Source organism: Paenibacillus glycanilyticus, from assembly GCF_023715145.1.
GTDB lineage: Bacteria > Bacillota > Bacilli > Paenibacillales > Paenibacillaceae > Pristimantibacillus > Pristimantibacillus glycanilyticus_A.
In genome coordinates this window covers 100,239-121,791 of the sequence record NZ_JAMBNP010000008.1, presented here as the reverse complement: position 1 = coordinate 121,791, position 21,553 = coordinate 100,239, and the positions used below count along the sequence as shown (strand labels likewise).

The 21,553-nt window shown below is 50.8% G+C and carries 15 protein-coding genes; 14 read left to right on the top strand and 1 reads right to left on the bottom strand.

Translation table 11 applies throughout. The annotated features are described in order from the left end of the window. The first annotated feature begins 27 nt into the window (after nucleotides 1-27). The 4 genes from M3194_RS21170 to M3194_RS21155 all read left to right on the top strand — a co-directional run bounded on the left by M3194_RS21170 (nucleotide 28) and on the right by M3194_RS21155 (nucleotide 6,372). Nucleotides 28-2,898 carry an ABC transporter permease gene (locus M3194_RS21170; RefSeq protein ID WP_251656071.1) on the top strand — a complete coding sequence of 957 codons (2,871 nt, stop codon included), beginning with the start codon at nucleotides 28-30 and terminating at the stop codon, nucleotides 2,896-2,898. A gap of 3 nt (nucleotides 2,899-2,901) precedes the next feature. Beyond that, nucleotides 2,902-3,780 (top strand): ABC transporter ATP-binding protein, encoded by an 879-nt coding sequence (locus M3194_RS21165; RefSeq protein ID WP_251656070.1) that lies wholly within the window; start codon nucleotides 2,902-2,904, stop codon nucleotides 3,778-3,780. 70 nt (nucleotides 3,781-3,850) lie between these two features. After that, nucleotides 3,851-4,300 (top strand): carbohydrate binding domain-containing protein, encoded by a 450-nt coding sequence (locus M3194_RS21160; protein WP_251656069.1) that lies wholly within the window; start codon nucleotides 3,851-3,853, stop codon nucleotides 4,298-4,300. Continuing rightward, the gene (locus M3194_RS21155) at nucleotides 4,243-6,372 is read left to right on the top strand and encodes an endo-1,4-beta-xylanase (RefSeq protein ID WP_251656068.1); all 2,130 of its coding nucleotides are present in this window, start codon (nucleotides 4,243-4,245) and stop codon (nucleotides 6,370-6,372) included. Before M3194_RS21160 ends, M3194_RS21155 begins: the two co-directional genes overlap by 58 nt. 88 nt (nucleotides 6,373-6,460) lie before the next feature. Here the strand turns inward: M3194_RS21155 and M3194_RS21150 are convergent, their stop codons facing one another. Further along, complete coding sequence (locus M3194_RS21150; RefSeq protein ID WP_285889429.1) at nucleotides 6,461-7,222, bottom strand: response regulator transcription factor; 762 nt, start codon at nucleotides 7,220-7,222, stop codon at nucleotides 6,461-6,463. Between the two features lie 260 nt (nucleotides 7,223-7,482). On the opposite strand from M3194_RS21150, the gene M3194_RS21145 reads away from it, so the two are divergent. The 10 genes from M3194_RS21145 to M3194_RS21100 all read left to right on the top strand — a co-directional run bounded on the left by M3194_RS21145 (nucleotide 7,483) and on the right by M3194_RS21100 (nucleotide 21,541). Then, complete coding sequence (locus tag M3194_RS21145; RefSeq protein WP_251656067.1) at nucleotides 7,483-8,886, top strand: extracellular solute-binding protein; 1,404 nt, start codon at nucleotides 7,483-7,485, stop codon at nucleotides 8,884-8,886. Between the two features lie 91 nt (nucleotides 8,887-8,977). Beyond that, nucleotides 8,978-11,878: an extracellular solute-binding protein gene (locus M3194_RS21140; protein ID WP_251656066.1), complete on the top strand. Its 2,901-nt coding sequence runs from the start codon at nucleotides 8,978-8,980 to the stop codon at nucleotides 11,876-11,878. A gap of 17 nt (nucleotides 11,879-11,895) precedes the next feature. Next, nucleotides 11,896-12,867, top strand: coding sequence for a carbohydrate ABC transporter permease (locus M3194_RS21135; protein ID WP_251656065.1), 972 nt, complete (start codon nucleotides 11,896-11,898; stop codon nucleotides 12,865-12,867). Nucleotides 12,868-12,895: 28 nt separating this feature from the next. Next, nucleotides 12,896-13,741, top strand: a complete 846-nt coding sequence (locus M3194_RS21130; protein WP_251656064.1) for a carbohydrate ABC transporter permease — start codon at nucleotides 12,896-12,898, stop codon at nucleotides 13,739-13,741. Nucleotides 13,742-13,757: 16 nt separating this feature from the next. Further along, the gene (locus tag M3194_RS21125; protein WP_251656063.1) at nucleotides 13,758-15,221 is read left to right on the top strand and encodes a hypothetical protein; all 1,464 of its coding nucleotides are present in this window, start codon (nucleotides 13,758-13,760) and stop codon (nucleotides 15,219-15,221) included. Continuing rightward, nucleotides 15,193-15,828, top strand: coding sequence for a YIP1 family protein (locus tag M3194_RS21120; protein WP_251656062.1), 636 nt, complete (start codon nucleotides 15,193-15,195; stop codon nucleotides 15,826-15,828). Before M3194_RS21125 ends, M3194_RS21120 begins: the two co-directional genes overlap by 29 nt. Nucleotides 15,829-15,844: 16 nt before the next feature. After that, entirely contained in the window at nucleotides 15,845-18,391 is a 2,547-nt protein-coding gene (locus M3194_RS21115; protein WP_251656061.1) for a DUF5696 domain-containing protein, read from the top strand. Then, complete coding sequence (locus M3194_RS21110) at nucleotides 18,388-19,302, top strand: carbohydrate ABC transporter permease (protein WP_251656060.1); 915 nt, start codon at nucleotides 18,388-18,390, stop codon at nucleotides 19,300-19,302. The genes M3194_RS21115 and M3194_RS21110 overlap by 4 nt, the downstream gene beginning before the upstream one ends. A gap of 16 nt (nucleotides 19,303-19,318) precedes the next feature. After that, the gene (locus M3194_RS21105; RefSeq protein WP_251656211.1) at nucleotides 19,319-20,263 is read left to right on the top strand and encodes a carbohydrate ABC transporter permease; all 945 of its coding nucleotides are present in this window, start codon (nucleotides 19,319-19,321) and stop codon (nucleotides 20,261-20,263) included. 84 nt (nucleotides 20,264-20,347) lie between these two features. Continuing rightward, a complete protein-coding gene (locus M3194_RS21100; protein ID WP_251656059.1) occupies nucleotides 20,348-21,541 on the top strand; it encodes an endo-1,4-beta-xylanase in 1,194 nt (397 codons plus the stop codon). Nucleotides 21,542-21,553 lie beyond the last annotated feature (12 nt).

Below are 21,553 nucleotides of genomic sequence, written 5' to 3'. Positions count from 1 at the left end.
GACAAGGCGCAAGAATGAGGTGCAAGCATGGCATTATGGACAATGATTCTCCGCAAGATGGCCAATAACAAGTGGCTGCAGCTGAACCTCTGGTTTGGTCTGACCGTATGCGTCGCCTTGTTCAGCTCGATGCCGCTTTATTCGGATGCCATCCTACAGAGGACTTTGCAGAAGGAGCTTCAGGGGATACAGAGCAAAAACGCCGTATATCCGGGTTATGTGAGGATCAGCACATCCGTATCGTCCGCCAAGACGGACGAGAAAACGGTCGAAGCGATTAAACGCGCAGACCGGTATGTTCAATCGATCCCCGAGCGGATGGGGCTGGAGGCGCTGTCCTACTATCAACAGCGGTTCACCCAGAAAATGAAGGTATACGGTGCTGACGCGTCCGAGCAGGAAAAGAAGACGCAGAAGACAACAGGCGGCTTCAAATCCCTCTCCGATCTGGAGAAGCGGGTTCGCTTAATTGACGGCCGAATGCCCGTTGACCGTACGGACGGCTTGTATGAGGCAGTCGTGACGCAGAAGTTTCTGAATTCCGTCAAACGGGATCTGGGGGAAGTGCTTCTTGCGGAAACGGCGGATCACCAGTTGTTCAGGGTTATTCCGGTTGGCCTTATCGATACCGATCCGGCCGCAGATCCGTATTTGCCATTTGTGGCGACCGAGGAGTCCGAAGGGTTTATCATTCCCTTCCAGCAATTCGAAAGGGAGTTTATTTCGAAGGACGGCAAGGTAAGAGTGTCCGATCTGGAATGGCGGTATGCTCTGGATTACGAACAAATGAGCATCGATAATATCGAAGCTTTTTCCGAAGCCAACCGGGCGATCCGAAGCTATTTCCGCGGAAGGCTTGGTTCGGCGGAGGTGAACATACCCGCTAACGAAACCGTCGCTTCTTATCAGGGCAAGCAAGAAAAGCTGGACGTGATGATGCTGTCCTTGTATTCCCCGGTTATGCTTATGCTTGCTTTCTATTTGTACATGGCGGCAAATCTCGTTATAGAGAGGCAGAAAACGGAGATATCGGTGCTCCGGAGCCGGGGAGCCAGCCGGCTGCAGATCATGACGGCCTATACGCTGGAAAGCTTCATGCTTGGATTAGGGGCGCTGGCGGCCGGTCCTTTTGTTGGCGTCGCGTTTACGAAGGTGCTGGGGGCATCGAATGGCTTTCTTGAATTTGTGCAGCGCTCGGCTCTTGAGGTGAGCTTAACGAGCAGTGCTTACAAAATCGCGGCCGCCGCAGTAGCAGGAGCTATTGTCCTTATCTTGATACCGGCATTTCTGGCGACCCGCGTATCCATCGTAAACCATAAGCAGCAGGCGGCAAGACTAACCAGAATGTCGTTTTGGCATAAGACGGGAATTGATTTCTTGCTCGTGGGTCTAGCTCTTTATCTACTCTACAATTTCAATAAACGGCAGGAGGATTTGAAGCGTCTCGCCCTGGATTCCGATGCTCTGCAGGTCGATCCTCTGCTGTTTTTGATGCCCGCTTTGTTTGCGCTTGGAGCCGGACTGCTGGTGCTGAGAATCTATCCGTGGTTTATCCGGCTTGTTTATTGGGCCGGGCGCAGATGGTGGCCGCCGGCGCTCTACAATACGCTCATTCAAATCAGCCGCTCATCCGGGCAGTATTTGACCATCAAGGTGTTTTTGGTGCTGACGGTGTCAACCGGATTGTTCAGCGCCAACGCGGCACGGACCATCAACGATAACATGGAAAGCAAAATTCAGTATAGCATTGGCGCGGACATGACCTTGACTAGCCGCTGGGAAAGCGATGCGCCTCCTCCAATCCAGCAAGGGGCCGGGCCGCAGGCGCAGACTGGGCTGGATGCGGGAGATAAGCGCGTCCAATACACGGAGCCGCCGTTCCAGCCGTTCCGGGAGCTTGACGGCGCTCAGGCAACGGCAAAGGTATTCCGGAAGGAAGGGGCCAGATTCAGCGCGGGCAGCACGAAAAAAATAAACGGCGCAGCAACGCTTTTTGGCATTGATACGATGGATTTTGGCCAAACCGCCTGGATGAAGGACGGTCTTCTGGACTACCCGATCAACAGCTATTTGAACCTTATGGCGACGAATCCGAAGGCGGTTTTGATATCGCGTTCTCTTGCCGATGCCGCGAAGGTAAAGCCGGGGGATCCGATAAGCCTTTACTGGGACGGTCTCGACGAAGCCTTGTTTACCGTCTACGGAATTATCGATTACTGGCCGGGCTGGAGCCCTCTTCCGGTCGCCGCCGATGGGGAAGAGAAGCCTTCAAAGCCCATTCTTATCGTCGGTCATCTCGGCACGCTTCAAAACCGGCTGGCGGTCGAGCCGTATGAAGTCTGGCTTAAACTGAAGGACGGCGTTTCAAGCCAGGCTATCTATGACCAGCTGACCGCATCCAACATCAATGTCACCGGTATTAAGGATGCGAAGCAGGAGCTGATCGCTTCCAAAAACGATCCGTTCCGCTTGGCCATTAACGGGGTTATGACGCTTGGCTTCGTGATCTCCATGCTGATCAGCTTCTTTGGCTTCCTGTTGTTCTGGGTGCTTGCCTTATCCGGCCGAACGCTGCAATACGGGGTGTTGCAGGCGATGGGGATTCCGTTCCCGCAAATTATTGGCATGCTGTTAAGCGAGCAGCTGCTGACTTCCGGCGCAGCGGTGTTGATGGGCGTGGTAATCGGCAATCTGATCAGCGAGCTGTTCGTTCCGTTGTTCGAAATGTCGTTTGCAACGGCGGAGCAGGTTCCGCCATTCGAAATTATTTATAAGCTTGGCGATTATTTGCAGCTTTACGGCATAGTAGGCCTCACTCTCGCAACGGGCCTGCTCATACTTGGCTACCGGCTGTCGAGGACGCGGATTGCTCAGGCGCTGAAGCTCGGGGAGGAGTAAACGATGATCAGATGCGAGGAGCTTGTCAAAATCTACAAAACGGCCGACCTGGAGGTTGTTGCCCTGCAAGGGCTCGATATGCTGGTGGAGGACGGCGAGCTGATGGCGATTATTGGAAATTCCGGCAGCGGGAAATCAACCTTGCTTAATATGCTGGGCGGTCTTGATAAACCGTCCGCGGGCAGGTTGTTTGTGGACGGCAAGGATTTATTGGCGTTTGGCGAAAAGGAGCTGGTGAATTACAAGCGGGAGACGGTTGGATTTGTCTGGCAGAATAATGCGCGCAACCTCATTCCCTATCTATCGGCCTTGGAAAATGTGGAGCTTCCCATCTTATTGAAGGGCAAACGCCGCAGGATGCGCGCTGCCTTGCTGCTGGAATCGGTGGGACTTGGCCATCGCATGAAAAACAAGCTCAGCGAGCTGTCCGGCGGCGAGCAGCAGAGGGTGGCGATTGCCATCGCCTTGGCTAATGAGCCCAAGCTGCTCCTGGCGGATGAACCAACCGGCTCTCTGGATACAAAAACCTCTGACCAAGTGCTCGATCTGTTCCGGACCCTTAACCGCACGTTTGGCATTACGATCGTTATTGTCACTCATGATCCGCTTCTTGCCCGCAAGGTTGACCGGGTCGTGCAGATCCGGGACGGCAAAACCTCTGCGGAGATGATCCGCAGAGAGTCATATGCCGACGAGCTGGCGCAGCTTGACGCCGAGCATTTGCTGGCAGAGCAGCAGAGCCATATCGAATACGCGGTTCTCGACAAGGCGGGACGCCTTCAGATCCCCGCAGGCTATCTGGATGCGGAAGGCTTCAAGGACAGCAATAAAGTACGCGTTGAAATGGAGGAAGGGCGAATTATCCTCTATCCGCAAGGCTGACCATGCCATGATCCGCCCCAAGGGGCGGTTTAATGGAATATACAAAATAGGCGAAAGGCGAGGTGTATGGATGAAGAACCAAGGTTTGAAGCGCTCTCTTTCAGGCGTGCTGGCCATTGCTTTGATGCTGGCGTCATTGTCGCTAAGCATCCTGCCGAAACAGGCAGATGCGGAAGCAAGCGCAGTAAAATTGGCAACGGATTTTGAGGATGGCACGGTCCAAGGCTGGCATGGACGCGGAGGCAATGAAGTGCTTTCGGCTGCGGGAGCCGCGGCCCACACAGGGACATACGGTCTTCAGGTAACGGGAAGATCGCAAAGCTGGAATGGTCCGCAGCTTGATGTAACGTCCATCATGACGGAAGGGAAAATCTACGCGCTAACCGCCTGGGTTAAAGTCTCTCCGTCTATTTTGAAGCATCCTCCAGCCCAACGCTGGACTTCTATGTGGATGATTTTTCTATGGAACAGCTTCCTGATCCGGAACCGATTGTTATTCAGCAGGATATTCCGTCCCTGAAGGATGTATTTGCCGATGATTTCAAGCTGGGAACAGCGGTATTGGTTAATGAAATCGAAGATGCGAACGGGCCGGATGCGCAATTGGTCAAGAAGCATTTCAACAGCTTGACTGCCGGCAATGAGCTGAAGTGGGATGCTACGGAGCCGCAGGAGGGACAGTTCAACTTCACGCGCTCGGACAAGATTGTCGATTTTGCCGTGCAGAACGGTATTGCCATGCGCGGTCACACGCTAATCTGGCATTCTCAAACCCCGAATTGGGTCTTCTACGACGAGAATGGCAACCTTGCAAGCAAAGAATTGCTGTTTGCAAGGATGAAGCGTCATATTGATAACGTCATTGGCCGTTATAAAGGCAAAATCTATGCTTGGGACGTCGTAAATGAAGTGCTTGAGCCGGGAGATAAACAGCCTGGCGGTCTCCGCAACAGCTTGTGGTACAAGATCGCGGGAGAAGAATTCATTGAGAAGGCATTCGAGTACGCGCATGAAGCAGATCCAGACGCGAAGCTGTTTATCAATGATTACAATACGAATATACCGGACAAGCGGCAGGATCTGCATGACTTAATCAAACGTCTGAAGGATAAAGGCATTCCTGTTGACGGCGTTGGCCATCAGACGCATATCGGCATTGAATATCCGCAGGTTCAAGAGCTTGATGATATGATCCAGGCTTTTACGGATTTGAACATTGAGCAGCAGGTAACCGAGCTGGATATGAGCGTCTATACCAATGACAATGATGCTTACGAGTCCTTCCCGCTGGAGCTTCAAATCAAGCAGGCAAAACGGTATAAGGAAATTTTCGATGTATTCAAGAAGCATGCGGATCAGTTGACCGCCGTTATTTTCTGGGGCAAGGACGATTTGAATACTTGGCTGCGCACCTTCCCGGTCGACCGCAATAACTGGCCTCTGCTGTTTGACGAAAGGCTGCAGGCGAAATATGCCTATTGGGCATTAGTAGATCCAAGCAAGCTTCCGGTAGAGATTCAGCATACGGCGGCAGCTAGCTCCAGCGCCTCTATTGACGGCAAACTGGAGGATGCATGGAGCAAGGCGTCATACGTCTCCATAATGAATGAAGGAACGGCTGTTGCGAGGTTCAAGTCGTTATGGGATGCTCACCATCTTTACCTTACGGTTGATGTAACGGATTCAAGCACGAACGGCAATGATGCGGTTGAGGTATTTATCGATGGCAATAACGGCAAAACAACGGCGTATGAAGCGGATGACAGGAGGTATACTTTCCGCCGGAGCGGCGCTAATCCTGGCAAGCCTGCAGCATATAAAGCGGTCAAGCTTGCGGACGGATACCGAATCGAAGCGTCCATTCCGGTTGACGCGGTTTCTCTAAACGATAAGCTTGGATTTGATGTACGCATTGTTAACAAAGCTGACAGTACATTAACGAAAGTTTCCTGGAACGATAGAACAAACTCCCAAGATACGGACACATCCAAGTTTGGCGTGCTTACCATGGCAGAGGGACCCCAATTATCGAAGGCTTCAGAAGGTACGCCTATTGTTGACGGGACAATTGATGCCATATGGAGCAAAGGAACTGTATTATCAACGGATCGCTGGGTACAAGGGACAAGCGGAGCAACGGCAAAGGTGAGAACGTTGTGGGATGCCGGACGTTTATATGTGCTCGCGGAAGTATCGGATAAGCTGCTGTCCAAAAAGAGCGCAAATGTGTGGGAGCAGGATTCGGTTGAACTATTTGTCGATCAGAACCAGGCGGCGACCGCCGGCTATCAAGCAGATGATGGACAATACCGGATTAACTTTGACAACGAGCAAAGCGTGAATCCAGGCTCCTTGAGCGGAAATCTGGTATCCGCGGTGAAGCATACGGCCAACGGGTATGTGGTAGAAGCCTCAATTAAATGGAATGGCACTCCACCGGCAGCCGGAGACATCATTGGTTTTGACGTTCAAGTAAACAATGATGAAGACGGCGACGGGGATCGTGACAGTGTCGCGATCTGGAATGACCGTTCGGGACTGTCTTATACGAATACCTCCGGTTTTGGGCTGCTGAAGCTTGCAGGCAAATAGCATTGAGTAAAATGCCATGCACAATAGAAAGGAACCCTTCTAGTGTTAGAAGGGTTCCTTTCTTCGCATTGCAAGCGCTTACCTAAACTCAGTCGATAAGGAGCGCAACGACCGAGCTTTGCTTGCGGTATTCATTGGCGCTGGCGCCGGTGTACTCCTTGAACTTTTTATAGAACCAGTCGATTTCGGTATAGCCGACTTCATTGGCAATCTCATAGATTCTCATATCCGTCTTCTCCAGAAGAAGCTTGGCTTTCTCCATCCGCTGCTGGAGCAGGTATTCGTTAAATGACATATTTTCCTGCTCTTTAAATTTCTGGCCAAGATAAGCGCAGTTAAAATGCAGCATGCCGGATATTTTTTTGAGCGTAATGTTTTGATGGAGATGCTCTTGGACGTATTGCTTGACGAGATCAATAATCGGCGGGTTATGATGCTTTTTCTTTTCATAGCGAAACGTGAACGGCTGCAGGTGAAGGGGGCGGGCATCAAGCTCTTCCTTCACCTTATTCATGCTTGCTCCCAGAACCTCCGGCCGCACCGGATTCAGAATGTAATCGCTTACTTGAAAGGCTATCGCTTGCCGAAGCAGCTCGAAATCATGGCTGCCTCGCAATAGAATAATAGGGATCCGGCTATGCGTCCGGATGCGTTCGCATAGCTTCATTCCGCTGGCTTGCGAATGTTTGAGATCTATCAGAATAAGGTCGGCATTATAGTTATTCAGAATAACTTCGTCGTCAGAGACCGCATCGGCACGAAACACGAAGCCACACTGCTCCCATGGAATCATAAGTCTGATTTCTTCTCTCGAGTCATTGTCAGAATGAACAAGCAAAGCTCTATACATAAAATCGTACCTCGCTTTCTGTGGGATTGTCTCTGACGATTCATGGTTTTTATTATTGTTCATTATCACGACGGGTGACAATGTGCAATTCTTTATCGATCATCCATTTGTTTACTTCTTGGCCAACCGGTCGTCCGAGAGACCGCGTCATTCCTGGAAACCTATAAATTGACAGGTCATTGACCTATTTAGAGGCAGGTTGTTGGGCAGAAATGTAAGCGCTACACTTTTCCCTGTAAACCAATTTAGGGGGGACCAATGTGCGAGTGAGAAAGACGGTTATGATGCTTTCGACATTGATGTTAGCTGCTTCTTTAACGGCATGCAGCGGCGGCAGCGGCAACAGTAACGGCAACGGAAACGGTAATGGTAATGGCGGAAGTACCGATGCTCCCGCAAGCAACAACGCAGCTGCGAGCAATGCGGCAGCATCCAACAATGCGGGCAATGCCGAAGAGGATGCCTCTTCACCGGAGATGGATTTCGACATGGGAGGCAGAACGATCAAGGTCGTATCCTGGTGGGACATGACCATCGGAGAGGATAATCCGGACAATATCGAGCGCAAAAAGAACCTGGAGGAGCTTGAAAAGAAGCACAACTTCAAAATGGAATACGTCGCGATCGATTACGGCGAATACCAGCAAAAAGTCGTTGCCTCCTTGCTTGCGGGCGAACCAATTGGCGATATCGTGAGATTGGGCAAAAACTATACGATTCCGGCTTTGGTCCAACAGGATCTTTTATGGCCGGTTGACGAATACACGAAAAACACAAAGGTGTTCAATCCGAAGGCTTCCGAATTCATGTCTTATAATGGCCGCGGTTACGCCTTTTCAGAGGGTCAAGGCAATTTGATTACCGGCATTTTCTATAACCGCACCCTGCTGAGCAAGCTTGGCATCAAATCTCCTCAGGAATATGTAAGCGAGGATAACTGGAACTGGGAAACCTTTGCGCAGGTAGCCAAGGAAGCAAACAAGGATACCAACAACGACGGCAAGCTGGATACGTGGGGACTTGCGTCGGCCGGCTTTATGGATCCCGCTCTGGTCTCCAATGAAGCGAGTCTGACCACTGAAGATAAGCAAAATCTCGATGATCCAAAAACCGTCGAGGTATTTAACTTCTTGTCCAAGCTGGCAACCGAGAAGGTGGCTCGTCCAACGGAGGGCGGAGACTGGACGGAACCGGGACAATTTTTCCGCCAAGGCAATACGCTCATGTATGCCGGAGCCATGTATGAGATCGGCGGCTTGAAAACGGATATGAAGGATTACGATATCGGCTTTGTTCCGTTCCCTAAAGGCCCTAGCGCAACCGCGTACCATTCGTCGGAAGCCGCATTCCAGGCCTTGACCATTCCGAAGAGCGTTGAGAATCCGGATCAGCTCATCTATATCTGGGAAAAAATCAACGACATCGACTCCATCTACGATTATGCGGATCAAGCGATGCTTGAGAGCAACTTCACGGACGAGAACGATATCCAAAACGCGCGTGACGCAGGCGCGGGCATGCTGGTGCTTGACAGCGCTACGTTCCCGAAATTCCCTTACTACGAAATGATCGGCGAGCTGACCGCGGGCAATTCGGTATCTACCGTGATTGACACCTATAAAGCGCAGGCTCAGTCCGCTATCGACGAGGTTTATAAGAAGTAACAATTGAAGCTCAAGGGCGGTCCCCATTTGAACGCTCATAATGGGGACTGTTGCTGAAAGCGAAATCTCTTGCCGCAGGAGGGGAGAAGAGTTGAGCAACAAAAGAAGAAAGCGCTACGGAATTGCCATACTGGTTGTGCTCGTATTTTTTTTGTCCATCTGGGCGTTCTACCCTTCGGGTCAGCCGAATAACGGACGCGCTCAGGCGATGGGCGGGTTTCAGGCCATTACCGATTCCGACAATAAAGGCGGCTATAACGATTATCTGAAGGGTTACATGGATGATGACAGACCATCCAAGATCATCCGGATCGAAGGCGAGAGCTTCGCGGATACCGTGGGCGAAGGCTTTGAAGTAGCCGATCGTCCGGAGGGCTTGGAGGGGAAGGCGGTCATTACACCGGACGCGGGTTCCATCAGCTGGGATGTTCCCGTGGACCAAGCGGGCTTGTATAATCTCCGAATTCATTACTACCCGATTGAGGGCAAAAGCTCCGCTATTGAACGCAAGCTATTCATAAATGGCGCGCTGCCTTTTACGGGGGCCGAGGATTTGCTGTTTGACCGGTTATGGGGCAACCGCGATGCCGCAATCAAGCGGGACGACCGGGGCAATGATCTGCGTCCAAGACAGGTTGAGAAGCCGGCGTGGCAGCTAAAGCCATTTATGGACAGCGAAGGCTATTACGAGGAGCCCTATTTGTTTCATTTTGACCAAGGCATGCAGAAGCTTACGCTTGCGGCTTCGCGGGAGCCGATGGCAATCGACTATATCGAGCTGTACCAGGAGAAGACGGTCAAGTCCTATGAGGACGTCAAGAAGGAATATGAAGCGGAAGGCCTGAAGCCTGCCAAGAATCAATCTCTCCTGATTCAGGCTGAGGACGCTGCGCTTAAATCGTCCCCTACGCTTTATCCGCTATCCGACAAATCAAGCCCTGCGGTTATGCCTTATCATGTGTCGAAGATCAGGATTAACGCCATTGGCGGCGTGAACTGGAAGCTGCCTGGGCAGTGGCTGGAGTGGGAAGTGGATGTGAAGGAAGACGGATTGTATCAAATCGCATTAAAAAGAAAACAGGATCAGCTCCGAGGCGTGTACAGCACGCGCAGTCTTATGATTGACGGCGAATATCCGTTTAAGGAAATGAAGCAGATTCCGTTTAATTTCGGTATGGATTGGAAAATGGACGTGATGGGCGGAACGGAGCCCTATTTATTCCATTTAACCAAAGGCAAGCATACGCTTCGTCTGTCCGTATCCCTAGGCGAGATCGCTCCGCTGCTACAGACGATTGAATCCAGCGTCCTGCAGCTTAATGAAATATACAGGAAGATACTGATCATCACTTCTAATTCGCCAGATCCCTATCGCGATTATCAGCTCGAGAAGAGGATTCCGGAGATGACGGAGGTATTCAAAACGCAAGCCGCTACGATAAAAAGCGTGGCCGATTATCTTGAACAGTCCACAGGCGAACAAAGCGATAAGGTCGCGGTGCTTCATACCATGGTGAACCAGCTTGAAGAAATGGCTGCCAAGCCGGAAACGGTGGCCAAACGGCTGACCGCCTTTAAAACCAATGTTGGCGGACTTGGCACATGGATTTTGAACGTGCGCGTTCAGCCACTGACCTTGGATTATTTGATTGTATCCTCGCCGGACGCAGAGCTGCCAAGAGCTCGCGCAACGTTTGGGCAAAAGGTCAAGCATGAGCTTGGAGGTCTCCTCGCTTCGTATACGGAAGACTATGACAGCATTGGCAATACGAAGCAAAGCGATAAATCGATTACGGTGTGGATTACGACCGGCAGAGACCAGGCACAAGTATTAAAAAGCCTGATTGATGAAAGCTTTACGCCGGAATCCAATATTTCCGTCAAGCTGAGGCTTGTTCCGGGCAATATCTTGCTTCCCGCAACCTTGGCCGACGAAGGACCTGATGTGGCCATGCAAATTGGAGAGGACGTGCCGGTCAATTATGCGATGAGGAAAGCGGCGGCGGATTTAACCGGGTTTTCCGATTTCAAGGAAGTGGCCTCGAGGTTCAACGAGAGCGCGCTGGTACCTTACGAATTCGGAAGCGGGATTTACGCCCTGCCGGAGCAGCAGACCTTTCCGATGCTGTTCTACAGGAAGGACGTGCTGGAGGAGATCGGATTAAAGCCACCTCAAACTTGGCAGGACGTCTATAACATGATTTCCGTGCTGCAAAAGCATAATATGGAGTTTTTCCTGCCGATCGACGACGTAACGAACAACGCGACTCTTATTCCGAATGCCACCTACTCCATGATGCTCTACCAGAACAACGGAAAGTTTTATACGGATGACGATAAGAAGAGCGCCCTTGACTCCGACATTTCAATGGAGGTTTTCAAGAAATGGACGCAGTTTTATACCAATTATAAATTCCCGCTAAAGGCGGATTTTCCGAACCGGTTCCGTACCGGCGAAATGCCTATCGGCATTGCGGATTACACGACCTACAACAATTTGACGGTTATGGCTCCCGAAATCAAGGGACTGTGGGATTTCACGGTGGTACCCGGAACGGAAATGCCAGGCGGCGAGGTGAATCATGCGGTCGCCAGCCATACAACCGCGGTGATGATGCTGGAGAATGCGAAGGATAAAGACGCTTCATGGGCGTTTATGAAATGGTGGACCAGCAAGGATACGCAAATTGCGTTCGGACGCGAGATGGAGGGGCTGCTTGGTGAAGCCGCGCGTTACCCGACGGCAAATATCGAAGCGCTGGAAGAGCTGCCATGGCCGGTGAAGGATTATCAAAATCTGGATACCCAGTGGCAATGGGTCAAGGGCATACCGCAAATTCCGGGCGGCTATTTCACGGGGCGCCATTTGGATAACGCTTTCCGTAAAGTCGTGAACGGCAATGAGAATCCTCGCGAAGCGTTATCGGATTATATCTTGTATATCAATGACGAAATCGCGATAAAACGAAAAGAATTCAAATTGCCAAACTAGCCTGGGGGTGAAATCCAATGCCTGAAACCAATCATACCGTATCCGTACCCGTTCCCGCGCCTGATCTCATCCGTCAGCCGGTCAAGGTATCCAAATGGTCTCAAACGTTCAATGAGATCAAACGAAGCAAGCATTATTATGTTTTGATGAGTCCGTATTTGATTATTTTTACCTTATTTACGATTATTCCGGTCGTCTTTTCGATCTGTCTCAGCTTCTTCTATTTCAATATGCTTGAATTTCCGAGATTCGTGGGATGGGACAATTATTCCAGGCTGTTTCTGAATGACGACGTGTTTATGATTGCTTTGCGCAATACCTTTATGTTCGCCGTAATCACGGGGCCCGTCAGTTATTTCGCCTGCTTCTTGTTTGCCTGGATTATTAACGAACTGTCTCCAAAAGTCCGGGCGGTCATGACCTTGATCTTTTACGCGCCGTCGATTTCGGGAAATGTGTATTTCATTTGGCTGATTGTATTTTCCGGCGACCGTTACGGCTATTTGAACGGATTCCTGATTAAATTCGGATTTATATTGGAGCCGATCCAGTGGCTGACGAATGAAAATTATATTCTGACCATCGTCATTATCGTGCAGTTATGGCTCAGTCTGGGTACCAGCTTTCTGGCCTTTATAGCAGGACTTCAGACCATCGATAAGTCATTGGTAGAAGCGGGGACCGTGGACGGCATACGCAACCGGTGGCAGGAGCTGTGGTTCATTACGCTTCCGTCGATGAGACCTCAGTTGTTATTCGGCGCGGTCCTGCAAATTACGGCTTCCTTTGCCGTCGCGGATGTTTCAATTGCGTTAGCCGGTTTCCCAAGCGTGAACTATGCCGCTCATACCATCGTTACGCATCTGATGGATTACGGCACCATCCGCTTTGAAATGGGCTATGCTTCCGCGATTGCCACCGTATTGTTCCTGATCATGGTGGGGGCTAACAAGCTGACCCAGAAGCTTCTTAGAAAGGTCGGTGAGTGAGTTGAACAGTTGGACAGCAGCCTTCCGCATGCAGAAAAAGCTTAATCGTTCGTTTACCGTCAGCTTCCTGTTATTCCTGCTCCTTGCCGTTTTTGGCTTGTTTATGGCTATACCGCTCGTATATGCCATCAATAATGCCTTTAAACCGCTTGATGAGCTGTTTATCTTTCCGCCGCGGATTATGGTCAATAATCCGACGATGGATAACTTCTTTGACCTGTTTGCCCTAATGGGAAATTCCTGGGTCCCGCTGTCCCGGTATATTTCAAATACGCTGGTTATTACGCTGGTGGGAACCTTTGGGCATATACTTTTTGCGTCCGCCGCGGCTTATCCGCTGGCCAAACATAAATTTCCGGGCTCCCAGATCGTATTTTCGGCAGTGGTCTTGTCCCTGATGTTCTCCGGTACGGTTACGGCGATTCCGAACTACATGGTCATGTCCTGGCTCGGCTGGATTAATACGCATTTATCGATTATTATTCCATCCCTCGCTTTTCCGCTGGGGCTATTCCTGATGAAGCAGTTCATGGAACAGATTCCCGATGCGCTGGTGGAGGCGGCCAAGATCGACGGGGCCAGCGAATACCGGATCTATTGGCAGATCGTGATGCCTAACGTAAAGCCGGCCTGGCTGACTCTTATGATTCTGCAATTTCCGATGCTGTGGGGCTCTGACGGGGGCAACTTTATTTACAGCGAGAACCTGAAGACTCTTCACTATGCGCTTGGTCAAATCGCGCTTGGGGGAATTGCGAGGGCAGGGGTTGGCGCCGCCGTTGCGCTTATTCTGATGGTTGTTCCAATTACTCTCTTTATCATCTCTCAGAGCAGTGTCATTCAGACGATGGCAACCTCAGGGATGAAAGAGTAGAAGGGAGTCCTGCTTGATGAAAATACAGAAGAAATTAAGCCTGCTCCTTGCCCTGTCCTTTCTGTTGGGCTTAAGCGCAGGGGGCAATAAGGTAATGGCCGCGGATGGCGCGGAATCCTACAATTATTCGTATTGGGGGTTAACGACCGCTGCGCCGGCCGCTTACCAGGCTAACGGCTTGTGGAACGGCGAAAGCACGGGGGCCGGCGCTTTTAAAGAACCAGGCGATTTCCACGTAACGGGAGACAAGCAAATATACGTTCTCGATTCCGGACATAACCGCATTGTTGTGCTTGACGAGAAGCTGCAGCCTGTGCAAACGATCCGTTCGTTTGCGCGCGACGGGAAAGAGGAGACGTTCAACAATCCGCAGGGACTGTTCGTCACGGACAGCAAGGAGCTTGTGGTAGCGGACACCGGCAATAAACGGATCGTTCAGCTGGATCGGAATAACAAGCTGGTAAAGGTAATCGATGCTCCCAAATCCGATTTGCTCTCCGAGAAATTCGATTTTCAGCCGGTCCGCGTCGTCGTCGATAAAGCGCAGCGGATATACGTTATGTCGGCCGGAGTTTACGACGGGTTTATGGAGTTTAGTCCCGATGGCACCTTTACCTCGTTTGTCGGGGCGAACCGGGTATCCTTTAATCCCACCGATTACTTATGGAAGATGCTGTCGACCAAAGCGCAGCGAAGCCAGATGGTGATGTTCACGCCTACCGAGTTCACGAATCTGGACATCGATCAAGAGGGCTTTATCTACGCCACGAATGGCCAAGACAGCGGAAATGTCAAAAAGCTGAATGCCCAGGGCAATGATATTTTGCGGAGGAACGGCTATTTCGCCCCGGAAGGCGATATCCGCTACATGAGCGCGACCGGTCCGTCACGGCTGATCGACATTGACGTAGGCGACAGCGAGATGTATTCCATCCTCGACGGCAAGCGCGGCCGGGTCTTCACTTATGACGGAGACGGCCATTTGCTGTACGTGTTTGGCGGGCTTGGCAATCAAATGGGACAGTTTAATACGCCAGTTGCCATAGAGCGGCTTGGCGATGAATTCCTTGTTCTGGATAAAGCGCTCGGCGAAATCACGGTATTTGAGACCACCGAATACGGCCGCACGCTTAATGAGGCGGTAAGAGCCTATTACAATGGCGATGAGAATAAAGCTTATGAGCTGTATCAAGAAACGATCAGCATGAATGCCAATCTGGAATTTGCCTATGCGGGCATAGGCAAAGCGCTGCTGCGGCAGGGCGATTATCGCGAGGCCATGAAATATTTCAAGAAAAGCATGGACCAGAAGGGGTATTCCAAGGCGTTCCTGCTCTATCGGAAGGAAGTGCTGCGAGAGTACTTCCCGGGCATTATGACGGGAATGGTGCTGCTTATTATCTGTTGGTTCGGAGTCGGCAAATACCGGAAACGGAGAGGAGGGAAAAAGGTTGCCTTCATTAAGCAGAGAGCTGTATAAATATCCGCTGTATCTCATTTTTCACCCGTTTAACGGCTTCTGGGAGTTAAAGTATGAGCGCAGCCGGAAGCTGAATTTGATCATCTCCTTCTCCATTTTGTTTCTGCTGATCGTGATGAAAATCACGCAGACGCAATACAGCGGATTCGTCGTCCGCATCGTATATCCGGACAGTATCAACAGTTTCATGGAATGCTTGTACGTGGTTGTGCCCGTCCTGTTCTGGTGCATTGCCAACTGGTCGCTGACCACTCTGATGGACGGGGAGGGCAAATTTGTCGATATCTTTACCTCGACCTGCTTTGCCCTGGTGCCTCTGCTCATTATTCAGCTGCCTTGGATCGGTCTGAGCAACCTGATTTCGCTCGAAGAAGCGTCCTTCTATCATTTTTTTAACAGCGTTTCCGTCATGTGGTGTGCGTATCTCCTGTTTGTCGGCAATATGACCGTGCAGCAATATTCGCCGTCAAAGACGATCGGGACGATTCTTCTCACCGTTGCGGCAATGGCTTTTATGGCGTTCTTATGTTTATTGTTCTTTAGTTTAATACAGCAGATGGTTGCTTTCGTACAGGTCATACACCAAGAAATCGTGCTCAGGCGTTAGGGAGGAGGCTCTTAATATGAATAAGACAAGAATAAGCCTGCTGACCGGGTGCTGTCTGGTTGCGATGATGCTTGCCGGATGCTCGGATTCCCTAGCAGGCAAGCAGACGGATGAAGCCGAACAAGCGATGACGGCATTCGCGAAGGGCAAAGCCTTAAGCGCGTCCTTCTCGGACTCCCGCCTAACGGATATGAAAGGGGTAGCGGAGAATGAGCTGCTTCGTTTATTCGCGGATGAACAGACCGGCGCAATTGCCGTACTAGACAAGAAAAGCGGGGATATTTGGCGCAGCAATCCTCCGGACGGCAGCGAGGATCCCATTGCCGCAGGCGTGAACAAGGATTTGCTGTCGTCCCAGATCAAGCTGGATTTCTATAACAGCTTCGGACAGCTGAATTCGATTAATTCCTATACGGACAGCGTGATGAACAAACAGATCCATATGGAGAAGCTTCCTAATGGGCTGCGCGTGACTTATCAATTCGGCAAGGTGGAAAAGACGCTCGAGGACATGCCCAAGATGATCGGCACGGCGCGGTTTGAGGCATTAAGCAAAAAGCTGGACAAAACCGGGCAGCGCGCATTAAAAATCGCTTACAAAGAAAACAAGGAAAAGACGGCTTACGAAAGAAACGACAGCGCGTTAAACGGGCTTCAGCTGGACCGGGCATTAAAAGCCATCGAAGCGGCCGGTTATACGGAGGAAGACCTTAAGGAGGATATGGAGGAGCTGCATTTCTCCCAGGAGAAAACCGCGCCGAGAATTTTTACAGCAGCCATTGCGTACACCCTCGACGGCAGCAGTCTTGTTGCTTCGGTTCCCGTGGCAGATATTCAGTATCCCGAAGAGTATCCGGTCAACAGCGTATCCTTCCTTAATTTCTTCGGAGCTGGCGGAACGGAAGAGAAAGGATCGATGCTGGTTCCGGACGGCTCCGGTGCATTGATTACCTTCAACAGCGGGAAGACCCGCTACCCGTCCTATCAGCAGGTTGTCTACGGGCAGGACAATACGATGGCAAGAACGGAGGATGCCGCAAGGGAAGAGGCGGTTCGGCTTCCGGTATTCGGCATTCTTAGAGGGAACAGCGCATTCCTCGGCGTTATTGAGCAAGGGGAATCCGTTGCGACGATTAACGCGGACATCAGCGGCCGATTGAACAGCTATAATTACGTTTATCCCAGCTTTAATGTCATCAATAAAGGCCAGGTGACGCTGGATGCGAACGGCCAGCAGCGATCGCTTCCCAAGTTCCAGGAAAATCCGATGAAGTCCGATTTCGTAGTCCGGTATGCCTTCCTAAGCGGAGAAGATGCCAGCTATCAGGGAATGGCGAATTATTACCGGGAGTATTTGATGCAAAACAAAGCTCTTCCCGCTCGGCATAAGGGTTCGGAGAAGGATGATATACCTTTCTATCTGCAGCTGGATGGCAGTATTTCCGACAGGAAGCATTTCATCGGCATCCCTTACAGGGCTCTTGAACCCTTAACGACCTTCAGCGAGGCAAAGGATATCGTGAATCAAATGAACCAGCTGGATGTTCATCATATTAAGCTGAAGTACGCGGGCTGGTTTAACGGCGGGCTTGATCATAAAGTACCCCGCACGATTTCCGTTGACGACGAGATTGGCGGAAGCAAAGGGCTGAAAGAGTTCGTATCGTTTGCTGCCGCGAGCGGCGTCACCCTATTTCCGGATGTAGCCGTGCTGACGGCCAACACCGGCTCCGATTTTAACGAATCCAAGTCCGCATCCAGAACGCTTAGAGGGGATCCGGCGGTACAGTATCCTGTAGATCTGGCTTTAAACCGGCGCGACATCTCCAAATCGCCGTCTTATATCGTATCGCCGCGGCTTGTCGAAAGCTATGTGGATTCGGCTTTGAAGGGTCTCGGCAAATACGACGTACAGGGCATTTCGGTGCGGGATCTCGCGGATCAGTTGAACAGCGATTACCGGAAGCATAATCAAATCGATCGGACGGAATCCGAGCAGATCTCCGAAGCGGCTCTTGGTAAGCTGCAAAGCTATCAGGTAATGGGCAACGGCGGCAACGCCTACGCTCTAGCCTATCTATCGGACATTACGAACGCGCCGATGGGCAACAGCGGCTTTAAGCTGGAGGATGAAGAAATCCCGTTCTATCAAATGGTTGTTCGCGGCAACGTGGAGTATACGGGTGCGCCTTACAATCTGTCGAATTATACGAATGAGAAGCAGTACGTTCTGAAATCTCTGGAATATGGCGCCAACGTTTATTTCGAATGGATCTATGAACCGAACTACGCGATCAAGGACACGGATCATAACGAATTGTACGCCGTGAACTATAAGCTGTGGATGGATAAGGCGGCAAGCATGTATCAGGAAATTAACAAGGTGCTGAAGAACGTCCGGAACGAGCCGATTACCGGTCACGAGAAGCTGCAGGCCGGCGTGTATAAGACGGTATACGGCAATGGCATGTATGTCATTGTCAACTATAACGGCTCTCAAGTAAATGCGGACGGCAGGACGATTGAGGCCGAGAGCTACGTGACAGGTGGTGGACCATTTTGAAACCGATAATAAAGCTCGGCATGAAGCACCGTACGTATGCGGAGCAAAAGGCGCTGCTGGGATTTCTGTTTGTGCTGCCTTGGCTGCTTGGGTTTATCTTTTTCTTTGTTACTCCCTTGATTAATTCGTTCCGGTATAGCCTAAGCAAGATTGAAGCGAATTCATCGGGCATCAAAACCAGCTATATCGGCTTTGAAAACTATATCAACGCGTTAACCGTAAATACGAGCTTTAACCGTACCTTGACGGAGTCCATCATCGACATGGTCGTTAACGTCCCGCTAATCGTGATTTTTAGCTTGTTCCTGGCGGTTCTCCTGAATCAGAAGTTTATCGGCCGCTCGATTGCCCGCTCGATCTTCTTCCTGCCCGTTATTCTGGCTTCGGGGGTAATCATGACGCTGGAGACCTCCAGTCTGGTTCAAGCGGTTAACGATCAGAACCAGGGCTCCGGCGGCGCCATTCATGCGCTGGGAGCCTATGAGTTGGCGGGTCTCATGGAGGCCGCGGGCGTGAGCGAAAGCATCGTGAACTATTTGACTGGCGCTGTGGAACGAATCTACCAGATCGTCAGTCAATCCGGCGTGCAGATTCTGATCTTCCTGGCCGGGATACAGACGATTTCCCCGCAGCTGTACGAAGCCTCCAAGATGGAAGGGGCGACGGGCTACGAGGCTTTCTGGAAGATTACCTTCCCGATGGTCAGCCCGCTTATTCTCGTCAATATGATCTATACCATTATCGATTCTTTCTCGAGAAACGAGATGACGGATTTGATCAAAGAGACGGGCTTTACCAATTTCGATTTTGGACTAAGCTCGGCCATGGCTTGGCTTTATTTTGTATCGATCATGCTCATCCTGCTTATTAGCTCGTATATCGTTTCGAAGAAGGTCTTCTACCAAGAATAGAAAGCGGGTGAATCCGTTGATCCTAGCCCGATTGTTATCGGTTGAAAGCTGGAAGCGCTGGCTTTGGTCTTTTGTTAGACTTGTCCTGATAGCCGGACTATCATTTGTTATCCTATTTCCGATTATTCAGAAGATATCTACCGCGATAAAAGCAAAAACCGATCTCTATTCGCCGATTGTCGTTTGGATACCGGAGCATTATTCCCTTGAAAACTTTAAGAACGCCATATCCATTATGGATTACTGGAAAACGCTGCTTAATACGTTTACTTTGTCGGCGACAACGACGATCCTGACCGCCATTTCCTGCGCGCTTGCGGGATATGCCTTTGCAAGACTGAAATTCAAAGGGAGCAACCTGCTGTTTGCGGGCGTCATTCTGACCATTATGGTACCGCCGACAACGATCCTGATTCCGATGTACCTGAATCTGAAGGATTTTACTCTGATGGGCTTGATCCCTCTTATTACGGGAAAATCCGTTAATCTATTAAATTCGTATTGGCCGTTTATCCTCACGTCCATTACGGCGAATTCCTTAAAGGCCGGATTATATATCTTTATTTTCCGCCAGTTCTTCCGCGGAATACCGCGGGAGGTGGAGGAAGCCGCTTATATGGACGGGGCAAGCGTTGGTCAGACGTTCCTGCGGATTATGCTGCCGAACGCGGTTCCATCCATTATTACGGTATTGCTGTTCTCTTTTGTCTGGCAGTGGAACGACAGCTTCTTTACGACAACTTATCTGACCTCGAGCAATGTCATGTCAACGCAGCTGGCTTCCTTGCCTTACAACCTTTCTATTATTCTCGGCAACGACGCCTCCGCGAAGGATCCGTTCTATTTGAGCATGGTGCAGGATACGGGGATTCTGCTGGCGATTCTTCCTCTTATTATTTTGTATCTGTTCGTGCAGAGATACTTCGTCGAAAGCATTGAGCGAACGGGACTTGTCGGGTAATAGATTGTTATCAAGGCGATAAGAGCTGCCTCTATCCGCGGTGAGGGTAGAGGTTTTCTCATTTCAATAGAAAGCAGGTTGAATATGCATCCCTATCGAAAGAGTTCTACGATTATATTTTCCGTAACCGTTCTGGCAGCGGTCGTTCTGATGCTTGTATTGAGCAAAGCCGAACAACCGGCAGGGACTGCCGAAGCTCCCGCCCATTCCGCGGAGCAAGCCGCATCGCCTTCGGTACAAACGGATATACCGTCGCTGGCGGATTCGTACAAGGAAGACTTTGCAATCGGAGCTGCGCTTGAGCCGGACCAAACGGGCGGATTGCCGGCCGATCTCATGAAGAAGCATGTCAATATGATCGTCGCGGAAAATGCGATGAAGCCTGCTTCCATTCAACCCGCAGAGGGACAATTCAATTGGGACCAGGCCGATCGCATCGTTGCTTTCGCCAAATCGAGCCGCATGGCTGTCCGCTTCCATACGCTCGTATGGCACAGTCAGGTACCGGACTGGTTCTTTTTGGACGCTGACGGGAAGCCGATGACAGACGAGACGGATGCCAAGAAGCGGGAAGCAAACAAGATGCTACTGCTCGGCCGTCTGGATGCTCATATCCGGGCCGTCGTCGGGCGGTACAAGGATGACATTACTTATTGGGATGTCGTCAACGAAGTCATCGAGCCGGCAGATCCAGACGGCATGCGAAACAGCAGCTGGTATAAAATCACGGGGACGGACTATATCGCAACAGCCTTCCGCGCCGCGCGGGAAGCAGGAGGGCCGGGAATTAAGCTGTATATCAACGACTATGGGACGGATGATCCCAGAAAGCGGGACCGCCTGTATGAGTTGGTGAAAGAGATGTTGGATAAAGGCGTTCCCATTGACGGCGTTGGCCATCAGACCCACATCAGCATTTATAGCCCGTCCATTTTGAATATTGTGGATTCCATGAAGATGTTCAAGGAGCTGGGGCTGGACAACCAGATTACCGAGCTTGATATGAGCATCTACAACTGGAACGATCGAACCGACTACGGTGATCAAGTGCCGGAAGAGATTTTACGGAAGCAAGCTGAACGTTTCAAGGAATTGTTCGAAGCGCTCCGGTCAAACAAAGGACTTGTCAGCGCCGTTGTATTCTGGGGAATTGCGGATAGTCATACCTGGCTCAGCACCTTTCCGATCGCGCGAACGGAAGCTCCGCTTCTATTCGACAAGCAGCTCCAGGCAAAGCCGGCATTTTGGGCAATTGTGGATCCGTCAAAGCTTAAATAACGTAACGGGAGG

What these genes read in the sequence shown, in the direction of transcription:
- M3194_RS21160 (WP_251656069.1), top strand. Translation starts at nt 3,851, where the DNA reads ATGAAGAACCAAGGTTTGAAGCGCTCTCTTTCAGGCGTGCTGGCCATT.
- M3194_RS21170 (WP_251656071.1), top strand. Translation starts at nt 28, where the DNA reads ATGGCATTATGGACAATGATTCTCCGCAAGATGGCCAATAACAAGTGG.
- M3194_RS21130 (WP_251656064.1), top strand. Translation starts at nt 12,896, where the DNA reads ATGCAGAAAAAGCTTAATCGTTCGTTTACCGTCAGCTTCCTGTTATTC.
- M3194_RS21115 (WP_251656061.1), top strand. Translation starts at nt 15,845, where the DNA reads ATGAATAAGACAAGAATAAGCCTGCTGACCGGGTGCTGTCTGGTTGCG.
- M3194_RS21165 (WP_251656070.1), top strand. Translation starts at nt 2,902, where the DNA reads ATGATCAGATGCGAGGAGCTTGTCAAAATCTACAAAACGGCCGACCTG.
- M3194_RS21100 (WP_251656059.1), top strand. Translation starts at nt 20,348, where the DNA reads ATGCATCCCTATCGAAAGAGTTCTACGATTATATTTTCCGTAACCGTT.
- M3194_RS21150 (WP_285889429.1), bottom strand. Translation starts at nt 7,222, where the DNA reads ATGTATAGAGCTTTGCTTGTTCATTCTGACAATGACTCGAGAGAAGAA.
- M3194_RS21135 (WP_251656065.1), top strand. Translation starts at nt 11,896, where the DNA reads ATGCCTGAAACCAATCATACCGTATCCGTACCCGTTCCCGCGCCTGAT.
- M3194_RS21155 (WP_251656068.1), top strand. Translation starts at nt 4,243, where the DNA reads ATGGAACAGCTTCCTGATCCGGAACCGATTGTTATTCAGCAGGATATT.
- M3194_RS21125 (WP_251656063.1), top strand. Translation starts at nt 13,758, where the DNA reads ATGAAAATACAGAAGAAATTAAGCCTGCTCCTTGCCCTGTCCTTTCTG.